Origin of the sequence: Anoxybacillus sp. FSL W8-1294, from assembly GCF_037965005.1 — a bacterium.
In the GTDB taxonomy this organism is placed as follows: Bacteria; Bacillota; Bacilli; order Bacillales; family Anoxybacillaceae; genus Anoxybacillus; species Anoxybacillus flavithermus_G.
The window spans coordinates 1,526,890-1,549,288 of sequence record NZ_CP150179.1 but is presented as its reverse complement, the minus strand read 5'-3'; the positions used below and the strand labels follow the sequence as shown (position 1 = coordinate 1,549,288).

Genomic DNA, 22,399 nt, shown 5'->3' with positions numbered 1-22,399 from the left:
TGATGAAATATGCTTTAGTTACAGGAGCGAGTGGAGGAATTGGACGGGAAATTGCCAGACAGCTCGCAAAAGATGGGTATGGATTGTATTTACATTACTACAAAAATGAACAATCTGTTCAATCTTTAATGAAGCAATTATCAACAGACATATATGCCATTCAGGCCGATTTATCTCATCCTTTTGGGGTCGATACGTTAGTGTCGTCTCTTTTTCATCCAATTGACGTGCTCGTTCATAATAGTGGAATGAGTACATATGGGCTGGTGACGGACATGACTGACGAACAAGTCGAGCGCATGGTACAGCTGCATGTGACAAGTCCGTTTTTATTGACGAAACGGTTGTTGCCCTCTATGATTCAGCGACGTCGCGGACAAATTGTTGTCATTTCATCGATCTGGGGACTCACAGGGGCGTCATGCGAAGTATTGTATTCGATGGTGAAGGGCGCGCAAAACACGTTCGTCAAAGCGTTAGCGAAAGAAGTTGCGCCAAGTGGCATACGAGTAAATGCCATTGCTCCAGGAGCCATTGATACACCGATGCTTCAGGAGTTTACTGCAGAGGAGTTAGAAGCGTTAGCGAACGAGATTCCACTCGGGAGAATCGGGAAACCAGAAGATGTAGCTAAAGCGGTATCGTTTTTAATTTCTGACGATGCATCGTATATTACAGGACAAATTTTATCCGTCAATGGCGGTTGGTATTGTTAAGCAAGCATAATTTTTTGTTTCATAAGGCAAACTGTTCTTGAAACGAATTTCAAGGAGGTTTGCATATGTCTGTTCTTGATAATTTTGAGCAATGGAAAAGCTTTTTAGCTGATCGTCTTCATCAAGCGGAAGCGCAAGGGATGAACCAACAAGTCATTTCGGATATCGCTTATCAGATTGGCGACTACTTGGCAAAACAAGTCGATCCGAAAAACCCGGAAGAGCGTGTACTTGCTGATTTGTGGCACGTAGCAAATGAGCAAGAGCAACATGCAATAGCCAACATGATGATTAAACTTGTACAAAATAAGTAAGTAATATGGGCAAGCTGGTGACATTCGCCAGCTTGTTTTACTATGTTTATCTGTTCACAAAAAACGGTTGTCTGTCCTTTTCATTCTCGCATTCAGATGGTAAAATAAACATACATGCGTGTTTCGACAAAGCGTTGCTTTAGGATCGTATCGTGTAACGTAAAGGGGAGAAGGGGTATATGGAAAAGAAAGAATGGTATTTAGAATATGAAATACATATCAATCGTCCGGGATTGTTGGGGGATATTGCATCGCTCCTTGGTATGTTGTCCATCAACATCATCACAATTAACGGAGTGGACGATTCACGTCGAGGGATGCTTTTGTTATGCAAAAGCCATGAGCAAATTGAACGGCTACAATCTATTTTGGCAACGATGGAAGATATCACGGTGACGAAGTTGCGCGAGCCGAAGCTACGCGACCGTCTCGCCGTTCGGCATGGGCGTTATATTCAGCGTGATGCCGATGATAAAAAAACGTTTCGGTTCGTTCGTGACGAATTAGGATTGCTTGTCGATTTTATGGCCGAGTTATTTAAACAAGAAGGTCACAAGTTAATTGGCATTCGTGGTATGCCGCGCGTTGGAAAAACGGAATCCATCGTAGCTGCGAGCGTATGTGCGAATAAACGTTGGCTATTTGTCTCATCTACGTTAATTAAACAAACAGTTCGCAGCCAACTCATTGAAGATGAGTATAGTGAAAACAATGTATTCATTATTGACGGAATCGTTTCGACGCGCCGCTCAAATGAACGGCATTGGCAACTCATCCGTGAGCTCATGCGACTACCAGCGACGAAAGTCATTGAACATCCCGATATTTTTGTAAGGCATACAGAATATAAGTTGGATGACTTTGACTATATTATTGAACTACGTCATGAAGCAGATGAAGAAATTACGTACGATCTTGTTGACCAATCTTCTTTCTTCGGCAACGACGGTTTTTCAAATATCGACTTTTAAAGATGGAAGGTGTTTCCGTTGACAGAGTTAGGGAAGCGTTTAAAAGAAGCGAGAGAACAGAGCAATATGAGCTTAGATGATTTACAAGAAATCACTAAAATTCAGAAGCGATACTTGATCGCAATTGAACAAGGAAATTATGTGATTATGCCCGGGAAGTTTTATGTTCGCGCGTTTATTCGTCAGTATGCTGAAGCGGTCGGCCTTGATCCCGAAGAGCTGTTTGAACAATACGCAAACGAAATTCCAAATGCTCAGCAAGAAGAACTTCCTGGCGAATTATCGCGTGTTAAATCGCGACAATTATCAGAACAAGGTGAAAAAGTACTGAATATCCTCCCCAAAATTTTAATCGGTATGTTAGCTGTTGGAGTAGCGGTTGTTCTATGGTTTTTCTTTCAAAACCGAACGATGGATGAACAACCGCAAGAGCAGGTGATAAATGAGGAGACAGAATTTGAGCAATCTGAGCAGGCGAACGAACAACAGCCTGAAAAACAAAATGAACAACAATCTGAAAAACAGAACGAACAACAACTAGAAAAAGAGCAAGAGCAACCATCGACAGCAATGATTAAGGTAGTAGACACGAATGGTCGAAAATCGACACTTGAAGTCACGGGGGAACAGTTGATCATTGACATTGCAACAAAGGGTGATGCGTGGATTGAAGTGAAAAATGGGAAAGGCAAAGCGTTCACAAGAAAAATGATGTATGCTAATCAAGCTGAAACGTTCGATTTGACGAACGAAACAGAAGTGTTGTTAGTCATCGGACAAACATTAAATACCGAAGTGGAAATAAATGGACAAACACTTCAATACCCTGTTAATCCAAGTGATCACGTGCGCCAAGATATTACAATCATCTACAAAAAACAATAATGTTGTATGACGTGTTGGAGGTTAGTACTGTGAATATACCGAATCAAATTACAATTGCCCGAATGCTACTTATTCCTTTTTTCCTCATTTTCCTCTTGGCACCGATTGACCTAGGTATGATTCAAATCGGAACAGAGCAATTGCCGATGACACACGCTGTTGCTGCGCTTATTTTTATTATTGCATCAATGACAGACTGGATTGATGGATACTATGCACGAAAATATGGGTTAGTAACGAATTTAGGAAAATTTCTTGACCCGCTTGCAGATAAATTGCTTGTATCGGCTGCGCTCATTGCGCTCGTTCAATTGGATTTGGCGCCAGCGTGGATGGTCATTGTTATTATTAGTCGTGAATTTGCAGTAACCGGATTGCGGCTCGTGTTGGCTGGAGAGGGGGAAGTGGTGGCAGCGAACATGCTTGGAAAAATTAAAACGTGGACGCAAATTGTAGCGATCGCTGCCCTTCTTTTGCACAATCTTCCTTTCTCCCTGCTGTCGTTTCCGTTTGCGGACATTTCTTTATGGATTGCACTCATTTTCACAATCTGGTCAGGATGGGATTACTTTGTTAAAAATAAACACGCATTTCGTCATTCGAAGTAAATAAAAAAGGGATGGGAGAAGGATGAAAGCAGAAATTATCGCCGTTGGCTCGGAGCTTTTGCTTGGCCAAATTGCAAATACAAATGCTCAATTTTTATCTCAACAATTAGCTGAAATAGGGATAGATGTATATTATCATACGGTTGTTGGAGATAATCCTCAAAGGCTTACACATGCGATTGAAGTAGCAAAGCAACGCTCGAATTTGATTATTTTTACGGGGGGACTTGGACCGACGAAAGATGATTTAACAAAAGAAACGATTGCAAAGATGTTAAATAAATCGCTCGTTTTAGACGAAGAAGCATGGCAATCCATTTGTGATTATTTCTCAAAAACAAATCGTCCGGTGTCCCCAAACAATCGAAAACAGGCGCTTGTGTTAGAAGGAAGTCACGTGTTAAAAAATGAACATGGGATGGCTCCTGGAATGGCACTTGTTGTTGATCATGTGACGTACATGCTTCTTCCAGGGCCACCAAAAGAAATGCAACCGATGTTCATGAAATATGGACGTCCTTTTTTATTGCAAAAGCGTCACGTTCGCGAAAAAATTGTTTCGCGTGTTCTTCGCTTTTTTCATATCGGGGAATCACAGCTAGAAACAGAAATTGAAGATTTGATCGATGCGCAAACGAATCCGACGATTGCTCCACTTGCGTCTGACGGTGAAGTGACTCTCCGCTTGACAGCAAAGCATGAACGTGAAGAAGAAGCGAAGCGAATGATTGACGAGGTAGAGGAAAATATTTTAGCGCGTGTTCGCCCTTATTTTTACGGTTACAATGATGAAACGTTGTTTAGCAAACTGTTAGCGACGTTAAAAGAAAAGGATAAGACACTTGCTGTTGCTGAAAGCTTAACGGGGGGGTTGTTTTTAAAGGAAATGACTGCTCTTCCGACAGCTTCTTCTGTCATAGCAGGAGGGGTTGTATGTTATACAAATGAAATAAAGGAAAATGTGCTTCATGTGCCGAAAGAAATATTACAAACAGAGGGTGCAGTAAGTGGGCGATGTGCACAATTGTTGGCGGAAAATGTTCGAAAACTTTGTCGAAGTGATATCGGTATAAGCTTTACAGGCGTCGCAGGACCGGACGATTTGGAAGGAAAACCAGTAGGAACGGTATGGATAGGGATTGCCACAGAACGAGGGACAAAAACGTTTGCACTTACATTATCTGGTGATCGTCAAGCCATTCGGATGCGTACGGCAAAATATGGTTGTTATCATTTGCTGCAATTGTTACATTGATTTACGAACATCTATTCGTTTTTTCTTGGCAAATAAACAGAAAACATGTATAGTAATAAGTAGCAGTTACTGCTTTATTTTTTGCAAGTAAAAGGAGGAGTTTCATTGAACGATCGTCAAGCAGCATTAGAACAGGCGTTAAAGCAAATTGAGAAACAGTTTGGAAAAGGCTCTATTATGAAGCTAGGGGAGCAAACAGATCGTCAAATTTCGACTGTATCAAGCGGCTCTCTTGCACTTGATATTGCTCTTGGAGTAGGAGGATATCCGCGCGGGCGTATTATTGAAATTTATGGTCCAGAATCTTCGGGTAAAACGACAGTTGCCCTTCATGCGATTGCTGAAGTACAAAAGCAAGGTGGTCAAGCGGCGTTCATTGATGCAGAACACGCTTTAGATCCTGTTTACGCTGAAAAGTTAGGTGTTAATATTGATGAATTGTTGCTTTCACAGCCTGATACAGGAGAGCAAGCGTTAGAAATTGCTGAAGCGCTTGTGCGTAGTGGAGCGGTTGACATTATTGTTATTGACTCCGTTGCAGCCCTTGTTCCGAAAGCAGAAATTGAAGGGGAAATGGGCGATGCTCACGTTGGATTACAAGCACGGCTCATGTCCCAAGCGCTACGTAAATTATCAGGCGCGATTAACAAGTCTAAAACGATCGCGATCTTTATTAACCAAATAAGGGAAAAAGTGGGGGTTATGTTCGGGAACCCCGAGACAACTCCTGGTGGTCGTGCATTGAAGTTTTATGCGTCTGTTCGTTTAGAAGTGCGTCGTGCAGAACAAATTAAACAAGGCAACGACATGGTTGGAAATAAGACGAAAATTAAAGTCGTGAAAAACAAAGTGGCGCCTCCGTTTAAAACAGCGGATGTAGATATTATGTATGGCGAAGGAATTTCAAAAGAAGGCGAAATTATTGATATGGGTGCTGAACTCGATATCATCCAAAAAAGCGGTGCTTGGTATTCATACAAGGATGAGAGACTGGGACAAGGGCGAGAAAATGCAAAACAATTTTTAAAAGAAAATCCACATATCATGGAAGAAATTGCACGTGAAATTCGCCAACATTATGGCATTACGACAGGTGCATCAGCGACACCTGTACGTGAAGATGATTTAGACTTCTTAGAGTAAAAAGAGGCACGTTGTGTCTCTTTTTTCTTTATTTTAGAAGATTCAACCATATGAAACGCTTTCCCACAATGACAAGCCTTGACAATATGGAAGGTCACCTTTAAAATGTACATGTATATTTGACAATTTTGAAGTGTATGTTGAATGGGTGCAATGTACATGCCGACATTGATGAAGTAACGAATTTATAGCAAGAGGAGGTGAGGATAATGGGTGAAACGATCATCTCCGCTTTGCTTGCCCTAGTCGTCGGTGCAGTTGTTGGCTTTTTTGTTCGTAAATCCATTGCCGAGGCAAAAATTGGCGGTGCACAAGCAGCTGCCAAGCAAATGATTGAAGAAGCGAAAAGAGAAGCAGACGCATTGAAAAAAGAGGCGCTCCTTGAAGCAAAGGATGAGATTCACAAACTTCGCGTGGAAGCAGAACGAGAAATTCGCGAACGAAGAAGTGAATTACAAAAACAGGAAAACCGCTTGTTACAAAAGGAGGAGAATCTCGATCGAAAGGACGAATCTTTAAACAAACGGGAAGCGTTGCTTGAGAAAAAAGAGAATTCTCTCAATGAAAGACAACAGCATATTGAAGAAATGGAAAGCAAAGTGGAAGAACTCGTTCGAAAAGAACAAGCAGAGCTTGAGCGTATTTCTAGCTTGACTCGTGAAGAAGCACGGCAAATCATTTTGGATCGTGTAGAAAAAGAGCTTTCTCATGAAATCGCGCTCATGGTCAAAGAAGCAGAAGCGAAAGTAAAGGAAGAAGCCGATAAAAAAGCAAAAGAAATTTTATCGCTCGCTATTCAACGTTGTGCTGCTGACCATGTTGCCGAAACGACCGTATCTGTTGTGAACTTGCCGAATGACGAAATGAAAGGTCGGATTATTGGACGCGAAGGACGTAACATTCGCACGTTGGAAACGTTAACAGGTATTGATCTCATCATTGACGACACGCCGGAAGCAGTCATTTTATCAGGCTTTGATCCGATCCGTCGTGAAACGGCACGAATTGCGTTAGATAAACTTGTTCAAGACGGGCGTATTCATCCGGCGCGAATTGAAGAGATGGTTGAAAAAGCGCGAAGAGAAGTGGATGAACACATTCGTGAAGTGGGAGAACAAACAACGTTCGAAGTGGGTGTTCACGGGTTGCACCCGGATTTAATTAAAATTTTAGGCCGATTGAAATTCCGTACAAGCTATGGACAAAATGTTCTTAAACATTCGATGGAAGTTGCGTACTTAGCTGGTTTGATGGCAGCTGAGTTAGGGGAAGATGAAATGCTTGCAAGACGAGCAGGTCTTCTTCACGACATCGGAAAAGCTGTTGACCATGAAGTAGAAGGAAGCCATGTTGAAATTGGTGTAGAGCTCGCAACGAAATATAAAGAACACCCAGTCGTTATCAATAGCATTGCTTCCCATCATGGTGATACGGAGCCGACGTCTATTATCGCTGTGCTTGTTGCTGCTGCGGACGCATTATCTGCTGCTCGGCCAGGTGCCCGTAGCGAAACGTTAGAAAACTATATTCGTCGACTTGAAAAACTTGAAGAAATCGCTGAATCGTATGAAGGTGTTGAAAAGTCGTATGCGATTCAAGCTGGACGCGAAATTCGCATTATGGTAAAGCCAGATATGATCGATGACTTGGAAGCGCATCGTTTGGCGCGTGACATTCGCAAGCGCATTGAAGAAGAGCTTGATTATCCAGGTCATATTAAAGTTACAGTAATCCGCGAAACGCGAGCTGTTGAATATGCAAAATAAAGCTACTCCTCGTTTGGAGTAGCTTTTCGTATTGATAAAAGCTTTGTTTTGTGCGAAACTGAAAAATAGAAATCATGAGTATAGAAAGGGTAATACGATGAAACTATTATTTATCGGTGATGTCGTAGGACAACCGGGAAGAAAAATGGTTGATGAATACGTCCCGAAGTTAAAAGTGAAATATAAACCACATGTGATTGTTATCAACGGTGAAAATGCTGCTGGTGGGAAAGGAATAACAGAAAAAATATATCGGCGCTTTTTAGAAATAGGAGTGCATGTAGTAACCCTTGGGAATCATGCGTGGGATAATCGTGAAATATTTGAGTTTATTGATCAAGCGAAAGTACTTGTTCGTCCAGGAAATTTTCCAGCAGGTACACCTGGAAAAGGAATTGTATTTATTCAAGCAGAGGGATATGAAGTCGCAGTCATCAGTTTGCAAGGGAGGACGTTTTTGCCAGCGATTGATTGTCCGTTTAAAAAAGCAGATGAGTTAGTAGAAATGGCGCTCGCACGAACTCCTGTCATTCTGGTAGATTTTCATGCGGAAGCAACGAGTGAAAAACAAGCGATGGGATGGTATTTAGATGGGCGAGTAAGCGCTGTCGTTGGTACGCATACACACGTTCAAACAGCGGACTCTCGTATTTTGCCAAACGGCACCGGTTATATTACTGATGTCGGTATGACAGGTCCTTACGATGGCATTTTGGGTGTGGATCGTGAGGCAGTATTACGTAAATTTTTAACGGGCTTGCCGGTTCGTTTCGAAGTGACGACGGGGCGCGCGCAGTTGAATGCTGTGCTTATCGATATAGATGAAAAAAGCGGGAGAACGAAATCAATTCAACGAATTATGATTAATGATGACCACCCATATTTCGACTAGTCTCTCTTTTTAGATTTTTCTAAAAAATGCATATAAATAGCAGGAATACGAGTGAACAGAGGTGAATATATAGTAAACAGTACGAATTTTTTACAAGCAATTGTTAGAAACAAGGAGGAGCTAGAAATGGAAATATTAAAAGTTTCAGCAAAGTCTAATCCTAATTCTGTAGCTGGTGCACTTGCTGGCGTGCTAAGAGAACGCGGTGCTGCTGAAATTCAGGCGATCGGTGCAGGTGCATTAAATCAAGCCGTGAAGGCAGTAGCGATCGCGCGAGGATTCGTAGCACCGAGCGGAGTCGATCTTATTTGTATTCCTGCGTTCACAGACATTCAAATTGATGGAGAAGAGCGGACAGCAATCAAACTTATTGTTGAACCGCGTTAATGCACATAAACCTGTTTGCTTGCATAGCAAACAGGTTATTTTTATCATATGCTACAGAGCGAATTTTCGTATGGAGGGGTCGTTGTGCGTATATTTGACGCTCATTGTGACGTTTTATATCAACTATTTTGTGACCAAGATGTATCGTTTGAGCGAAGCTCATTGCTACATGTCACGTACGATGGATTGCAGCAGGCGGGTGTAACAGTACAAGGATTTGCTATTTACATCCCAAAACATGTAAGGCCAGAATCGCGCTTTTTTGTAGCTTTAGAGATGATTGATTATTTCTATGAGAAAGTTGTGTCACAGCCAAATATGAAAGTAGTTTGTTCAAAAAAAGAAATTGATCAGTTACAACCAAATGAAATCGGAGCCATGCTCACATTAGAAGGGTGTGAAGCCATTGGCGAAAGTTTAACGCAATTGCGCACACTTCTTCGGCTTGGCGTTCGTTCTGTCGGTTTAACATGGAATGATGCAAATATGGTAGCGGATGGGGCATTTGAGCAACGAGGGGGAGGTTTAACGAAATTCGGGAAAGAAGTTGTCCGCTTATTGAACGAACAACAATGTTGGACAGATGTGTCGCATTTAAGTGAACGAGCGTTTTGGGATGTCATTGAATTAGCCCAATATCCGATTGCTTCACATTCAAATGCGTATACGCTTTGCCCGCACCCACGCAATTTGCGCGATGACCAGATTCAAGCTTTGATTAAGAAAAATGGGGTGATCGGTGTGACATTCGTTCCGCAGTTTTTACGTCATGATACGCAAACGACAACAGTGACAGATGTATTGCGTCATGTCGACTATATTTGCTCGTTAGGCGGCGAAAACCATATCGGGTTTGGATCTGACTTCGATGGCATTTTTGAAACGGTTGACCAATTAGCTAATGTTTCGCATTATACCCATTTCATTAATGAATTGCTGAAGCATTTTAAAGAGGAACAAGTGAGAAAATTTTTGTTTTGTAATTTTTATGAGCGAATCCCGCAATAAAAAATTCGGAAGAACAATTCACATTTTTGTGACAAATATGTTGCAATTTTTTTTCAATAGAGCTAGAATGAAAGCGTTTAGTAAATGAAATTTTTCGAAAAATTTATTAAGCGAAATGGTAGAGCTTTTTCTGGAAAAGTGCTACACTTATAATCGTATAATGTTACGTTACAATTGATGGAACTTTAAAGGGGTGTAAGACATGATTAGTCAACTTTCATGGAAAGTTGGAGGACAACAAGGGGAAGGTATTGAAAGTACGGGAGAAATATTCTCCATTGCGCTCAACCGACTAGGCTACTACTTATACGGTTATCGCCACTTTTCATCTCGTATTAAAGGTGGTCATACGAACAATAAAATTCGTGTTAGCACAACGCAAGTTCGTTCGATTGCCGATGATCTTGATATATTAGTAGCTTTTGACCAAGAAACAATTGATTTTAACTTTCACGAGTTACGTCAAGGTGGAATCGTCATCGCAGATGCAAAGTTTAATCCAACGATTCCAGACGAGTCAAGAGCTACGCTGTATGCGGTTCCATTTACAGATATTGCAACAGAATTAGGAACAGCATTAATGAAAAACATGGTTGCAGTCGGAGCTTCTAGCGCTGTACTCGGTCTCGATATTAGCGTATATGAAGGGGTCGTTCAGGAGATTTTCGGTCGCAAAGGCGAGCAGGTTGTTGCCAAAAACATGGAAGCGATCAGAGCGGGCGCTCAGTTTATGCGTGAACAACTTGGTGACAACATTCAACTCATGCAACTTGAGAAGGCGGACGGCAAAAAGAGAATGTTTATGATTGGAAACGATGCGATTGCGCTTGGTGCACTTGCGGGTGGCGCTCGTTTTATGGCAGCGTATCCAATTACCCCGGCGTCAGAGATTATGGAATACTTAATTAAGAAGCTTCCGCAATTTGGTGGTACAGTCATTCAAACAGAAGACGAAATTGCAGCTTGTACAATGGCTATTGGTGCGAACTATGCGGGTGTTCGCACGTTGACAGCTTCGGCCGGACCAGGTCTTTCGCTTATGATGGAAGCGATCGGATTAGCTGGAATTACAGAAACGCCAATTGTCATTGTTGATACGCAACGTGGTGGTCCGAGTACAGGTCTTCCGACGAAACAAGAACAGTCCGATTTGATGGCAATGATTTATGGAACACACGGAGAAATTCCGAAAGTAGTCATGGCGCCAAGTACTGTACAAGAAGCGTTTTACGATATGGTTGAAGCGTTTAACATTGCAGAAGAGTATCAATGTCCAGTCATCGTTTTAACAGACTTGCAACTTTCGTTAGGTAAACAAACAGTTGAGCCGCTAGAATACGATAAAATTGAAATTCGTCGTGGCAAACTTGTTACGGGAGAACTCCCTGAAATTCCAGACAAAGGTTGTTTTAAACGATATGAAGTGACGGAAGATGGCGTGTCACCGCGTGTATTGCCAGGAATGAAAAACGGTATTCACCATGTGACGGGCGTTGAGCACGATGAAACAGGCCGTCCTTCTGAAGTAGCAGCGAACCGTATTGCACAAATGGATAAGCGTCTGCGCAAGTTGAAACATATTCAATTCCCGACACCAGTTCATAAACATGTGAAGCATGAAGAAGCCGATGTGTTAATCGTTGGGTTTAACTCAACGCGTGGAGCGATTGAGGAAGCGATGGAACGTCTAGAGCGAGATGGCATCAAGGTAAATCATGCTCACGTTCGTCTCATTCATCCGTTCCCAACGGAAGAAATGTTGCCACTTGTGCAATCAGCAAAAAAAGTTATTGTTGTTGAAAATAACGCAACAGGACAACTCGCCAACATTTTAAAAATGAACGTTGGACATGCTGAGAAAGTATTTAACGTGTTGAAATATGATGGCAACCCGTTCTTACCGCACGAAGTTTATACAAAATGCAAGGAGTTGTTTTAAACATGGCGACATTTAAAGATTTCCGAAATAACATTAAACCGAACTGGTGTCCAGGTTGTGGTGACTTTTCTGTGCAAGCAGCTATTCAACGTGCGGCTGCCAACGTTGGACTTGAACCACATGAGCTTGTTGTTGTCTCTGGAATTGGTTGTTCTGGACGTATTTCTGGTTACATTAATTCGTATGGTTTTCATGGTGTTCACGGTCGGGCACTTCCGATTGCCCAAGGGGTAAAAATGGCCAATCGTGACTTGACTGTCATTGCTGCTGGTGGTGACGGTGATGGATTCGCGATCGGAATGGGGCATACGATCCATGCGATTCGTCGTAACATCGACATTACGTACATCGTTATGGATAACCAAATTTACGGCTTAACAAAAGGACAAACATCACCACGTAGTGAGGTCGGATTTAAAACGAAAAGTACACCACAAGGATCGGTTGAGCCAGCGTTGTCGATTATGGAGATGGCGTTGACAGCAGGGGCTACATTCGTCGCCCAAAGCTTTTCTAGTGATTTAAAAGAGTTGACGCAATTAATCGAAGAAGGCATAAAGCATAAAGGATTCTCGCTCATTAACGTATTTAGCCCGTGCGTCACGTACAATAAAGTAAACACATACGATTGGTTTAAAGACAATTTAACGAGCTTGAGCTCCATTGAAGGATATGATCCATCTAACCGCGAAATGGCGATGCAAACGTTGATGAAACATAAAGGGCTTGTTACAGGGCTCATTTATCAAAATAAAGAGCGCAAATCATATCAAGATCTTGTGCCTGGTTATAGCGAAAAACCATTGGCAGAAGCAGATTTAACAATGAGCAAGGAAAAATTTGATCAGCTTGTGGCTGAGTTTATGTAAGAAAAAAGAGGGTGGTGAAAGCCATCCTCTTTTTCATGGAAAAAACATTGTTTAAAAGTCCAGAAAATAATATACTATGTTAGTGTGCGTCTATGAACAAAAGAAAGGGGAATTATGATGAACGAAAAACAACGTTTACAGTACACAGCACAAATTGAAACAGATCATCCAACGGACAAAAAATCCGCTTTGGATGAAAATTTGCAACGTCTCAAGCAAAAAACGAGTCAAGACTATGAAAAATATTTTTCAACTGTATTTGTTCCTCCATCTTTAAAAGAAGCGAAAAAACGTGGAAAAGAGGAAGTGAAATATCATAAAGATTTCTCTATTCCAGAAGAGTTTCGAGGCATGGGGAACGGTCGTAAATTTTACATTCGTACGTACGGCTGTCAAATGAATGAACATGATACAGAAGTGATGGCTGGAATTTTTATGGCGCTCGGCTATGAACCAACGGATCGCCCAGAGGATGCCAACGTCATTTTGTTAAATACGTGTGCCATTCGTGAAAATGCAGAGAATAAAGTATTCGGAGAAATTGGACATTTAAAGCCACTCAAACAAAATAACCCGGATTTATTGCTTGGGGTATGCGGCTGTATGTCACAAGAAGAATCAGTCGTCAATAAAATTTTGAAGCAATTCCAATACGTTGATATGATCTTTGGCACGCACAATATTCATCGTCTTCCGTATATTTTGAAAGAGGCGTACATGTCAAAAGAAATGGTTGTTGAAGTATGGTCAAAAGAAGGCGATGTCATCGAAAACTTGCCGAAAGTACGCAAAGGAAATATTAAAGCATGGGTTAATATCATGTACGGTTGCGATAAGTTTTGTACGTACTGTATCGTTCCGTATACACGCGGTAAAGAGCGTAGCCGTCGCCCAGAAGATATTATTCAAGAGGTACGTCACTTAGCTGCACAAGGGTATAAAGAAATTACGCTTTTAGGACAAAACGTGAATGCGTATGGAAAAGATTTTACTGATATGAAATATGGTCTTGGCGATTTAATGGACGAACTGCGCAAAATTGATATTCCGCGCATTCGCTTTACAACAAGCCATCCACGTGATTTTGATGATCGTTTAATCGAAGTGTTAGCAAAAGGTGGAAATTTAGTTGAGCACATTCACTTGCCTGTACAGTCGGGAAGTAGTGAAGTGTTAAAAATGATGGCGCGTAAATATACACGTGAACAATATTTAGAGCTTGTTCGTAAAATTAAAGAAGCCATTCCAGGTGTGGCGCTTACAACAGACATTATTGTCGGATTCCCGAATGAAACAGATGAGCAATTTGAAGAAACGTTGTCGCTCTATCGCGAAGTCGAATTTGATTCTGCATTTACGTTTATTTACTCGCCACGTGAAGGAACACCGGCAGCAAAAATGGTTGATAACGTGCCAATGGAAGTGAAAAAAGAACGTTTACAACGCTTAAACGCATTAGTAAACGAAATTTCTGCGAAAAAAATGAAGGAATATGAGGGACAAGTTGTCGAAGTATTAGTAGAAGGGGAAAGTAAAAATAACCCAGACGTTCTCGCTGGATACACACGTAAAAACAAGCTTGTGAACTTCGTTGGACCTAAGTCTGCGATCGGTCAACTTGTAAACGTGCGCATTACAGAAGCAAAAACGTGGACATTAAATGGAGAAATGGTAGAAGAAACGATCGAGGTGAAATAACGTGGCGAAATATACAAAGGATGACATCGTCCAAAAAGCAAAAGAATTAGCTAAAATGATTGCTGAAACGGAAGAAGTAGAGATTTTTAAACAAGCAGAAGCCAAAATTCATGAAAATGAAAAAGTACGCACGATGATTGCTAAAATTAAATCGTTACAAAAACAAGCTGTAAACTTGCAACATTACGGAAAAGTTGAAGCGTTAAAAAAAGTAGAAGCAGAAATTGATGAAATTTACGAACAGCTATCAGACATTCCGATTGTAGAACAATTTAAACAATCGCAAGTAGAAATTAATGATTTGTTGCAGCTTGTTGCATCCACGATTTCAAAGACGGTGACAGATGAAATTATTACATCGACAGGTGGCGATGTGTTACGAGGAGAAACGGGTGCCCAAGTGAAACATAGCCATTGCGGCCATTGCCATTAAAGAGTCCATTTGGGCTCTTTTTTTATTTTTGTCACATATTTCGAACAAGTTGCATACAATGAACTATACGGAATGATTGTTTTTTTATGTACACTTTTAGTTTTTTCGTGCATAGGATAAAATGAACAATGCATTTTTGAGGAGGGTTTGTTTCATGTCCCAATACAGGGAAATTATTACAAAGGCAGTTGTTGGAAAAGGGAGAAAGTTTACGCAATCGACGCATACCGTTTCCGCGCAACATCGTCCAACGAGCGTGCTCGGTTGTTGGATTATTAATCATCGGTACGAAGCGAAAAAAGTGGATCGTAGTGTTGAAATTCATGGGAAGTATGATGTGAATGTTTGGTATTCGTACAACGATAATACAAAAACGGAAGTGCTCACAGAAACGGTATCTTATACCGATGTCATTCCGTTGAAGTATCGTAACGAAGAACTCATTAGCGAAGAACAAGAAGTGATTGCACGTGTTGTTCAGCAACCAAATTGTTTAGAATGTACGATTGCTTCAACTGGAAACAAGGTAACTGTGGAAGTAGAGCGAGAGTTCATCGCTGAGGTCATCGGGGAAACAAAAGTACGGATTGCGGTTGTTGATACATCATCTGAAGAAGTCGATGAGGATATTGAAGCTGAATTAGAACAGTTGGATGAAGAGCTTCTTCAAGAAGGAAGCAATAAAAACTAGGAAGTTTGTTCTTCCTAGTTTTTATTTTTTGTTATAATAATTGAAGTCAAGATTTCGGACGTTGGAGGAAAGGTCATGGCTTATACACCAATGATTCAGCAATATTTAGCAATTAAATCACAATATAAAGATGCCTTTTTATTTTTTCGTCTCGGTGATTTTTATGAGATGTTTTTTGAAGATGCGATTAAAGCATCACAAGAGCTAGAAATTACGCTTACTAGTCGTGACGGGGGCGGAGAAGAACGCGTGCCGATGTGCGGTGTACCTTATCATTCAGCCGCGATGTATATTGAACGTTTGATTGAGAAAGGATATAAAGTTGCGATTTGTGAACAAGTTGAAGACCCGAAAACTGCCAAAGGGGTTGTGCGACGCGAAGTCGTTCAACTCATTACCCCTGGAACAGTTATGGAAGGGAAGCAACTGGAAGAAAAAGCAAATAACTATTTAGCTTCATTGACATCATTTGAGGATGGTACGTATGGATTTGCATATGCAGATTTAACGACTGGAGAAAGTCGTATGACGATGCTCCATGCATTTGAAGATGTGCTCAATGAAATTTATTCTATTGGCGCGAAAGAAATAGTCGTTCCAACAGCGTATCAAGAAAAATGGGAATTATTTAAAGAAAGATATACTATTACCATTTCGTATGAAGATGAAACAACCATTCCGCTTGGTTGTACGTCTATTGTTTCACATTTGAAACAAGAAAAATTACTCGTGACGTTTGGGAGATTATTAAATTATTTAGTAAAAACACAGAAGCGACATTTAGATCATTTACAGCCGGTCGAGCTGTACGAAGTCGATGCACATATGAAAATCGACATGTACTCTAAACGTAATTTAGAGTTGACGGAAACAATTCGGAGTAAAGGAAAAACAGGTTCTCTTTTTTGGCTTCTGGACGAAACGATGACTGCGATGGGTGGACGTCTACTTAAGCAATGGATTGATCGTCCGTTATTAGATCGTGAAAAAATTGAACAGCGATGGCATTTTGTTGAACAACTGTTGATCCATTATTTCGAGCGTCAAGAATTACGCGAATATCTTCGCAGTGTATATGATTTGGAGCGATTAGCTGGGCGTGTGGCGTTTGGAAATGTGAACGCGCGTGATTTAATTCAATTGAAAAAGTCGTTAAAACAAGTACCTTTCATTTCCTCACTTCTTATGCAAATTCAAGATGATCACGTTCAATCATTTGCAAAACATTTAGATGCATGTGAAGAACTTGTTCAATTGTTGGAAGAAGCAATTGAGGAAAACCCACCGCTTTCCGTGAGAGAGGGTGGCATCATTAAAGATGGTTATAACGAAACGTTAGATCGCTTCCGGGATGCTAGTCGTAATGGGAAAACATGGATTGCACAGTTGGAAGCAAAAGAGAGAGAAGTAACAGGGATTAAATCATTAAAGATTGGTTACAATCGCGTATTTGGATACTATATCGAAGTAACAAAAGCGAATCTACATTTATTGCCAGAGGATCGATATGAACGTAAACAAACGTTAGCGAATGCTGAACGTTTTGTGACAAAAGAACTAAAAGAAAAAGAGGCACTAATTTTGGAAGCAGAAGAAAAAAGCATGGAACTTGAATACGAGCTGTTTGTTTCTATACGTGAACAAGTGAAACAATATATTGTTCGTCTACAAAAATTAGCGAAATACATGAGCCAATTAGATGTTTTACAATGTTTTGCTACGGTTAGTGAAAAATATAATTATTGTAAACCGCAGTTTTCTTATGATCGCCGTCTTGTCGTTCGACAAGGACGACACCCCGTTGTAGAGAAAGTGTTAGGAACAAATGTTTATGTTCCAAACGATTGTTATATGGATGCTGAACGAGAAATGTTGCTTATTACAGGTCCGAATATGTCTGGAAAAAGCACATATATGCGTCAAATCGCATTAACGGCGATCATGGCACAAATTGGTTGTTTTGTCCCGGCGGAAGAAGCGGTATTACCGATCTTTGATCAAGTATTTACGCGCATTGGAGCGGCTGACGATTTAGTTGCCGGGCAAAGTACGTTTATGGTAGAAATGCTTGAGGCGCGTCATGCGATCGTTCACGCAACACAAAACAGCCTCATCTTGTTTGATGAAATTGGTCGCGGAACATCCACATACGATGGGATGGCGCTTGCGCAAGCGATGATTGAGTATATTCATGACCGTATCGGCGCTAAAACGCTATTTAGTACCCACTATCATGAATTAACAGCGCTTGAACAACAATTGCCGCGTTTAAAAAATGTGCATGTGAGTGCAGTTGAAGAAAACGGTAACGTTATCTTTTTGCATCAAATTAAAGAAGGTCCAGCGGATAAAAGTTACGGCATTCATGTCGCGCAATTAGCGAAGCTGCCGTTAGACTTAATTCAGCGGGCGGAGCAAATTTTGCGGGAATTTGAGACAAATGCAACACCGATCGTTAAAGAAAATAGAGAGCAGTTTGAGCAGTTAAGCATGTTTGAAGAACAACGCGACGAAGGGCGCTCAAGTGCATCGAAAAAAGAAAAAGAAGTGATCAAGCGTATCCAATCTCTTAATTTACTTGATATGACACCGTTAGAAGCAATGAATAAATTATACGAAATTCAAAAATTATTAAAGTGAAAGGAGGGAGAACGTGGGGAAAATTCGTAAGCTTGATGAGGCGTTAGCGAATAAAATTGCGGCAGGGGAAGTTGTAGAGCGCCCGGCTTCTGTCGTGAAAGAACTTGTTGAAAATGCGATTGATGCTCATAGCACGATCATTGAAGTGGAGTTAGAAGAAGCGGGATTAGCGAAAATTCGTGTCGTTGACAATGGGGATGGTTTTGAGGAAGAAGATTGTTTTTTAGCGTTTGAACGACATGCAACGAGCAAAATTAAAGATGAGGCAGATTTGTTTCGTATTCGTACGCTCGGCTTTCGAGGAGAGGCGTTGCCTAGCATTGCTTCCGTCTCACATTTAGAATTGAAGACGAGTACCGGTGAAGGACCAGGGACGTGGCTCGTTTTAAAAGGTGGAGAACTTGTGCAGCATGGTCGGACAAGCAGTCGAAAAGGAACAGATGTTACCGTTTCTCATTTATTTTTCAATACGCCAGCGCGTCTAAAATATATGAAAACCATTCATACGGAACTTGGTCATGTTGTTGATGTGATAAATCGTCTAGCGCTTGCACATCCGCATATTTCATTTCGGTTAACACATAACGGAAAACAACTGTTTTATACGAACGGAAATGGGGATGTAAGGCAAGTATTGGCAGCGATTTACGGATTGGATGTCGCCAAAAAAATGATTGCGATTCATGCGGAGACGCTCGATTTTACAATTGACGGTTACGTTGCTTTACCTGAGGTGACGCGTGCGTCTCGGAATTATATGACGACGATCGTAAATGGACGGTATATTAAAAACTATTCGTTATATAAAGCGATTGAAGAAGGATATCATACGCTTCTCCCAATTGGACGGCATCCGATTACCTTTTTAAATGTTATGATGGATCCGCTTCTTATAGATGTGAATGTTCATCCAGCAAAATTGGAAGTGCGTTTTAGTAAAGAAGCCGAGTTAAACGAGCTTGTTCAACAAACGATTCGCCAATCATTTCAAAAAAAGACGTTAATTCCTGAGGTAACGGCACCGCGAGTAGAAAAAACGAAAGCAGAACAACAAACGTTTTCGTTTGAACATATCGTGAAAGAATCGAATACGATGTCACCTCGTGTAACGGAGATATATCGTGATCAAGAAAAGAAAACAGAAGAGCGAATCGTGTTGGAGAAAAGTGATGAACGTGTTCGTGATCAAGATGTCACACTACTTGATGTAGAATCCGTTGTTCCAAGCGAACATGTAACAGGAGAGATGGAGCAAGAACGCATTCCGCCATTATATCCGATTGGTCAAATGCATGGGACGTATATTTTAGCCCAAAATGAAAACGGGCTATATATTATTGATCAACATGCTGCTCAAGAACGAATTAAATACGAATACTTTCGTGAAAAACTAGCAACCGTTACAAATGAATTACAGCCGTTGCTTATCCCATTGACGCTTACTTATTCATCAAGTGAGTATGTACTTATTGAAAGTTACCGTGATCAATTAGCTGCTTGTGGTGTGTTTTTAGAGCCGTTTGGTCATAACAGTTTTATTGTTCGTTCTCATCCCCAATGGTTTCCGAAAGGGGAAGAATTAGAAATTATTGAGGAAATGATTAAGCAAGTGTTAACGATGAAAAAAGTGGATATGAAGCAACTAAGAGAAAAAGCTGCCATCATGATGAGTTGCAAACAGTCGATTAAAGCGAATCAATTTTTGCGTAACGATGAAATATTTGCGTTGCTCGAATCGTTGCGAAAAACGAGCGATCCGTTTACATGTCCGCACGGTCGCCCAATTATTATTCATTTTTCTACGTATGAATTAGAAAAAATGTTTAAACGCGTCATGTGAGATGTTTTTTCACATTTTTTCAAAATGAAATGATAAAATGCATATTGTTTGTCTATAATAGATGAATGTGAATTAGAATGGAAAGTAGTGGTATTTTATGGGAGGGAAAGTCGTTGTGTTAATCGGTCCAACGGCTGTAGGGAAAACGAAAATGAGTATACAATTGGCGAAACGCTTAAACGGGGAAATTATTAATGGTGATTCGATGCAAGTATATAAAGGACTGGATATTGGAACAGCTAAAATTCGTCAAGAAGAAACGGAAGGTATTCCACATCATTTACTAGATATAAAAGAGCCGCATGAATCTTTTTCTGTGGCAGAGTTTCAGACGCTTGCTCGTTCACTTATTAAAGATATAACGAAACGAGGAAAACTTCCGATCATCGTTGGTGGTACAGGGCTATATATCCAATCTGTTATTTACGATTATCAATTTTCAGACGCGCCTTCTAACGACTTGTATCGCCAGTCACTTGAACGTTGTTCACCTGATGAGTTGTATGAACAATTGAAACGGATTGATCCTTTAAGTGCGGAACGTATTCATCCGAATAACGTTCGTCGTGTCATTCGTGCGTTAGAAATTTATCATTGTACAGGAAAAACAATGACAGAATGGCTGAAAGAGCAAAAACGTCAGCTGGTATATAACGTAGCACTTATTGGGTTGACAATGGAACGAGAGAAGCTATATGCACGTATTAATCAACGAGTAGATCAAATGATTGATCAAGGGTTGATTGAAGAAGTGAAACGATTATATGAACAAGGTTTACGTGACTGTCAAGCAATTCAGGCAATCGGCTATAAAGAGTTATATGCGTATTTTGACGGGATGCTTACGCTGAAAGAGGCAATCGAACAATTGAAACAAAACTCTCGTCGCTACGCAAAGCGTCAGTTCACATGGTTCCGAAATCAAATGCCTGTTCAATGGTTTGACATGACCGATGATACAATATTTGAAAGACGAGTCAATGAAATTTTGCATTACATAGAAGGAAAGTTTCACTTTCAGTCGAATATGTAAACGTAATGTAGAGAGAAAAAGAGGAGGACGAAGCAATGAAAAACACGATAAACATTCAAGATCAGTTTTTAAACCAATTGCGGAAGGAAGAAACAACGGTTACTGTATTTTTGCTAAATGGATTTCAGTTGCGTGGGTTAGTGAAAGGGTTTGACAATTTTACAGTATTGTTAGAAGTGGATGGAAAACAACAATTAATTTATAAACATGCCATTTCCACATTTGCACCACAAAAAAACGTAAAAATTGAGATTGAGTAAGATATATCGCTCACCTATATCGGTGGGCGATTTTTTCGTTAGGCATTTGTCACGAAATGGGCGATGGTAGCGTATATTGATAAAAGAAGCAACGATGAAGGAGAGGTGACGTTGCCTTGTCAGAGTTGACGATGAAGCAAACAAAAAGTCAAATTAATATCGTGCTTAATGCGAAAAACGTTAATTACTTACCGAAAGAAGAAACACCGAATCGCATTGATTATCATCAACATGCAGTATTGAAAGAGATTCAGAAGGAACTAGATGAGTTAGTTGGACTAAGTGGAGTGAAAAAATTAATTAAAGAAATTTACGCATGGTTATACATTAATAAAGCACGTCAAGCAAATGGATTAAAGGGAAATAAACAGTCTCTTCACATGATTTTTAAAGGGAATCCCGGGACTGGGAAAACGACAGTTGCTCGTATTCTTGGTAAGTTATTTTTAGAAATGAATGTGTTATCTAAAGGACATTTTATTGAAGCAGAACGTGCGGATTTAGTTGGCGAATATATCGGTCATACCGCCAATAAAACACGTGACTTAATTAAGAAAGCACGTGGAGGTATTTTATTTATTGACGAAGCATACTCCCTTGCGCGTGGAGGGGAGAAAGATTTTGGAAAAGAAGCGATTGATACGTTAGTAAAAGGAATTGAAGATTTTTCTGATGACTTAGTCGTTATTTTAGCAGGATATCCAGCCGAAATGGACTATTTTTTATCTTTAAATCCAGGATTGCCGTCACGCTTTCCGTTAATACTTGAATTTCCTGACTATACAGCAGAGGAACTTGTACAAATTGCAAAACAAATGCTTCATATAAGAGAATACGAGCTTACTAATGAAGCAGAACGAAAGCTACGTGAACATATTGAGCAACTATTAGCCGACGGATATCAAAGAAAATTTAGCAACGGCCGTTACATTCGAAATTTGATTGAAAAAGCAATTCGAAAACAAGCGGTACGTCTGTTGCATGAAGGGCGTTATGACAAAAAAGAATTGATGATTATACGAGAACGCGATTTAGTTGTTGAATAAATAGG

General features: G+C 40.5%; 21 protein-coding genes. All 21 read left to right on the top strand.

The window, feature by feature from the left end:
- Positions 1–2 precede the first annotated feature (2 nt).
- The 21 genes from NSQ23_RS08280 to spoVK all read left to right on the top strand — a co-directional run bounded on the left by NSQ23_RS08280 (position 3) and on the right by spoVK (position 22,394).
- A complete protein-coding gene (locus tag NSQ23_RS08280; RefSeq protein WP_064220907.1) occupies positions 3–716 on the top strand; it encodes an SDR family oxidoreductase in 714 nt (237 codons plus the stop codon).
- 65 nt (positions 717–781) lie between these two features.
- Complete coding sequence (locus tag NSQ23_RS08275) at positions 782–1,030, top strand: DUF3243 domain-containing protein (RefSeq protein WP_004890680.1); 249 nt, start codon at positions 782–784, stop codon at positions 1,028–1,030.
- 179 nt (positions 1,031–1,209) lie between these two features.
- Positions 1,210–2,001, top strand: a complete 792-nt coding sequence (locus NSQ23_RS08270) for a DUF3388 domain-containing protein (protein WP_339170113.1) — start codon at positions 1,210–1,212, stop codon at positions 1,999–2,001.
- A 9-nt stretch (positions 2,002–2,010) separates the two neighbouring features.
- The gene (locus NSQ23_RS08265; RefSeq protein ID WP_339170110.1) at positions 2,011–2,886 is read left to right on the top strand and encodes a RodZ domain-containing protein; all 876 of its coding nucleotides are present in this window, start codon (positions 2,011–2,013) and stop codon (positions 2,884–2,886) included.
- Positions 2,887–2,915: 29 nt separating this feature from the next.
- Positions 2,916–3,494 carry a CDP-diacylglycerol--glycerol-3-phosphate 3-phosphatidyltransferase gene (gene pgsA / locus NSQ23_RS08260; RefSeq protein WP_339170108.1) on the top strand — a complete coding sequence of 193 codons (579 nt, stop codon included), beginning with the start codon at positions 2,916–2,918 and terminating at the stop codon, positions 3,492–3,494.
- 22 nt (positions 3,495–3,516) lie between these two features.
- Positions 3,517–4,749, top strand: a complete 1,233-nt coding sequence (locus NSQ23_RS08255) for a competence/damage-inducible protein A (protein WP_339170106.1) — start codon at positions 3,517–3,519, stop codon at positions 4,747–4,749.
- Positions 4,750–4,854: 105 nt separating this feature from the next.
- The gene (gene recA, locus NSQ23_RS08250; protein ID WP_041638422.1) at positions 4,855–5,892 is read left to right on the top strand and encodes a recombinase RecA; all 1,038 of its coding nucleotides are present in this window, start codon (positions 4,855–4,857) and stop codon (positions 5,890–5,892) included.
- Positions 5,893–6,101: 209 nt separating this feature from the next.
- Entirely contained in the window at positions 6,102–7,658 is a 1,557-nt protein-coding gene (rny, locus tag NSQ23_RS08245) for a ribonuclease Y (protein ID WP_004890666.1), read from the top strand.
- 97 nt (positions 7,659–7,755) lie between these two features.
- Entirely contained in the window at positions 7,756–8,550 is a 795-nt protein-coding gene (locus NSQ23_RS08240; RefSeq protein ID WP_004890664.1) for a TIGR00282 family metallophosphoesterase, read from the top strand.
- A gap of 126 nt (positions 8,551–8,676) precedes the next feature.
- A complete protein-coding gene (gene spoVS, locus NSQ23_RS08235; protein WP_003181955.1) occupies positions 8,677–8,937 on the top strand; it encodes a stage V sporulation protein SpoVS in 261 nt (86 codons plus the stop codon).
- Positions 8,938–8,985: 48 nt separating this feature from the next.
- A complete protein-coding gene (locus NSQ23_RS08230; RefSeq protein ID WP_004890661.1) occupies positions 8,986–9,945 on the top strand; it encodes a dipeptidase in 960 nt (319 codons plus the stop codon).
- 202 nt (positions 9,946–10,147) lie between these two features.
- A complete protein-coding gene (locus tag NSQ23_RS08225; protein WP_339170102.1) occupies positions 10,148–11,884 on the top strand; it encodes a 2-oxoacid:acceptor oxidoreductase subunit alpha in 1,737 nt (578 codons plus the stop codon).
- Positions 11,885–11,886: 2 nt separating this feature from the next.
- A complete protein-coding gene (locus NSQ23_RS08220; RefSeq protein ID WP_041638415.1) occupies positions 11,887–12,753 on the top strand; it encodes a 2-oxoacid:ferredoxin oxidoreductase subunit beta in 867 nt (288 codons plus the stop codon).
- A 117-nt stretch (positions 12,754–12,870) separates the two neighbouring features.
- Entirely contained in the window at positions 12,871–14,451 is a 1,581-nt protein-coding gene (miaB, locus tag NSQ23_RS08215) for a tRNA (N6-isopentenyl adenosine(37)-C2)-methylthiotransferase MiaB (protein WP_035021064.1), read from the top strand.
- A gap of 1 nt (position 14,452) precedes the next feature.
- Positions 14,453–14,884, top strand: coding sequence for a RicAFT regulatory complex protein RicA family protein (locus tag NSQ23_RS08210; RefSeq protein ID WP_006323460.1), 432 nt, complete (start codon positions 14,453–14,455; stop codon positions 14,882–14,884).
- Between the two features lie 154 nt (positions 14,885–15,038).
- Complete coding sequence (locus NSQ23_RS08205; protein ID WP_004890648.1) at positions 15,039–15,575, top strand: outer spore coat protein CotE; 537 nt, start codon at positions 15,039–15,041, stop codon at positions 15,573–15,575.
- A gap of 75 nt (positions 15,576–15,650) precedes the next feature.
- Complete coding sequence (gene mutS, locus NSQ23_RS08200) at positions 15,651–18,215, top strand: DNA mismatch repair protein MutS (protein WP_339170091.1); 2,565 nt, start codon at positions 15,651–15,653, stop codon at positions 18,213–18,215.
- 13 nt (positions 18,216–18,228) lie between these two features.
- Entirely contained in the window at positions 18,229–20,055 is a 1,827-nt protein-coding gene (gene mutL, locus NSQ23_RS08195; protein ID WP_004890642.1) for a DNA mismatch repair endonuclease MutL, read from the top strand.
- A gap of 97 nt (positions 20,056–20,152) precedes the next feature.
- Positions 20,153–21,088 carry a tRNA (adenosine(37)-N6)-dimethylallyltransferase MiaA gene (gene miaA, locus NSQ23_RS08190; protein ID WP_192954103.1) on the top strand — a complete coding sequence of 312 codons (936 nt, stop codon included), beginning with the start codon at positions 20,153–20,155 and terminating at the stop codon, positions 21,086–21,088.
- Positions 21,089–21,123: 35 nt separating this feature from the next.
- Entirely contained in the window at positions 21,124–21,348 is a 225-nt protein-coding gene (gene hfq / locus NSQ23_RS08185) for an RNA chaperone Hfq (RefSeq protein ID WP_004890637.1), read from the top strand.
- A 116-nt stretch (positions 21,349–21,464) separates the two neighbouring features.
- Positions 21,465–22,394, top strand: coding sequence for a stage V sporulation protein K (gene spoVK, locus NSQ23_RS08180; RefSeq protein ID WP_128356611.1), 930 nt, complete (start codon positions 21,465–21,467; stop codon positions 22,392–22,394).
- The last annotated feature ends 5 nt before the right edge of the window (positions 22,395–22,399 follow it).

What these genes read in the sequence shown, in the direction of transcription:
- NSQ23_RS08240 (WP_004890664.1), top strand. Translation starts at nt 7,756, where the DNA reads ATGAAACTATTATTTATCGGTGATGTCGTAGGACAACCGGGAAGAAAA.
- rny (WP_004890666.1), top strand. Translation starts at nt 6,102, where the DNA reads ATGGGTGAAACGATCATCTCCGCTTTGCTTGCCCTAGTCGTCGGTGCA.
- spoVS (WP_003181955.1), top strand. Translation starts at nt 8,677, where the DNA reads ATGGAAATATTAAAAGTTTCAGCAAAGTCTAATCCTAATTCTGTAGCT.
- NSQ23_RS08220 (WP_041638415.1), top strand. Translation starts at nt 11,887, where the DNA reads ATGGCGACATTTAAAGATTTCCGAAATAACATTAAACCGAACTGGTGT.
- miaA (WP_192954103.1), top strand. Translation starts at nt 20,153, where the DNA reads ATGGGAGGGAAAGTCGTTGTGTTAATCGGTCCAACGGCTGTAGGGAAA.
- hfq (WP_004890637.1), top strand. Translation starts at nt 21,124, where the DNA reads ATGAAAAACACGATAAACATTCAAGATCAGTTTTTAAACCAATTGCGG.
- NSQ23_RS08230 (WP_004890661.1), top strand. Translation starts at nt 8,986, where the DNA reads ATGCTACAGAGCGAATTTTCGTATGGAGGGGTCGTTGTGCGTATATTT.
- NSQ23_RS08270 (WP_339170113.1), top strand. Translation starts at nt 1,210, where the DNA reads ATGGAAAAGAAAGAATGGTATTTAGAATATGAAATACATATCAATCGT.
- NSQ23_RS08225 (WP_339170102.1), top strand. Translation starts at nt 10,148, where the DNA reads ATGATTAGTCAACTTTCATGGAAAGTTGGAGGACAACAAGGGGAAGGT.
- NSQ23_RS08275 (WP_004890680.1), top strand. Translation starts at nt 782, where the DNA reads ATGTCTGTTCTTGATAATTTTGAGCAATGGAAAAGCTTTTTAGCTGAT.
- NSQ23_RS08280 (WP_064220907.1), top strand. Translation starts at nt 3, where the DNA reads ATGAAATATGCTTTAGTTACAGGAGCGAGTGGAGGAATTGGACGGGAA.
- mutS (WP_339170091.1), top strand. Translation starts at nt 15,651, where the DNA reads ATGGCTTATACACCAATGATTCAGCAATATTTAGCAATTAAATCACAA.
- NSQ23_RS08205 (WP_004890648.1), top strand. Translation starts at nt 15,039, where the DNA reads ATGTCCCAATACAGGGAAATTATTACAAAGGCAGTTGTTGGAAAAGGG.
- miaB (WP_035021064.1), top strand. Translation starts at nt 12,871, where the DNA reads ATGAACGAAAAACAACGTTTACAGTACACAGCACAAATTGAAACAGAT.
- NSQ23_RS08255 (WP_339170106.1), top strand. Translation starts at nt 3,517, where the DNA reads ATGAAAGCAGAAATTATCGCCGTTGGCTCGGAGCTTTTGCTTGGCCAA.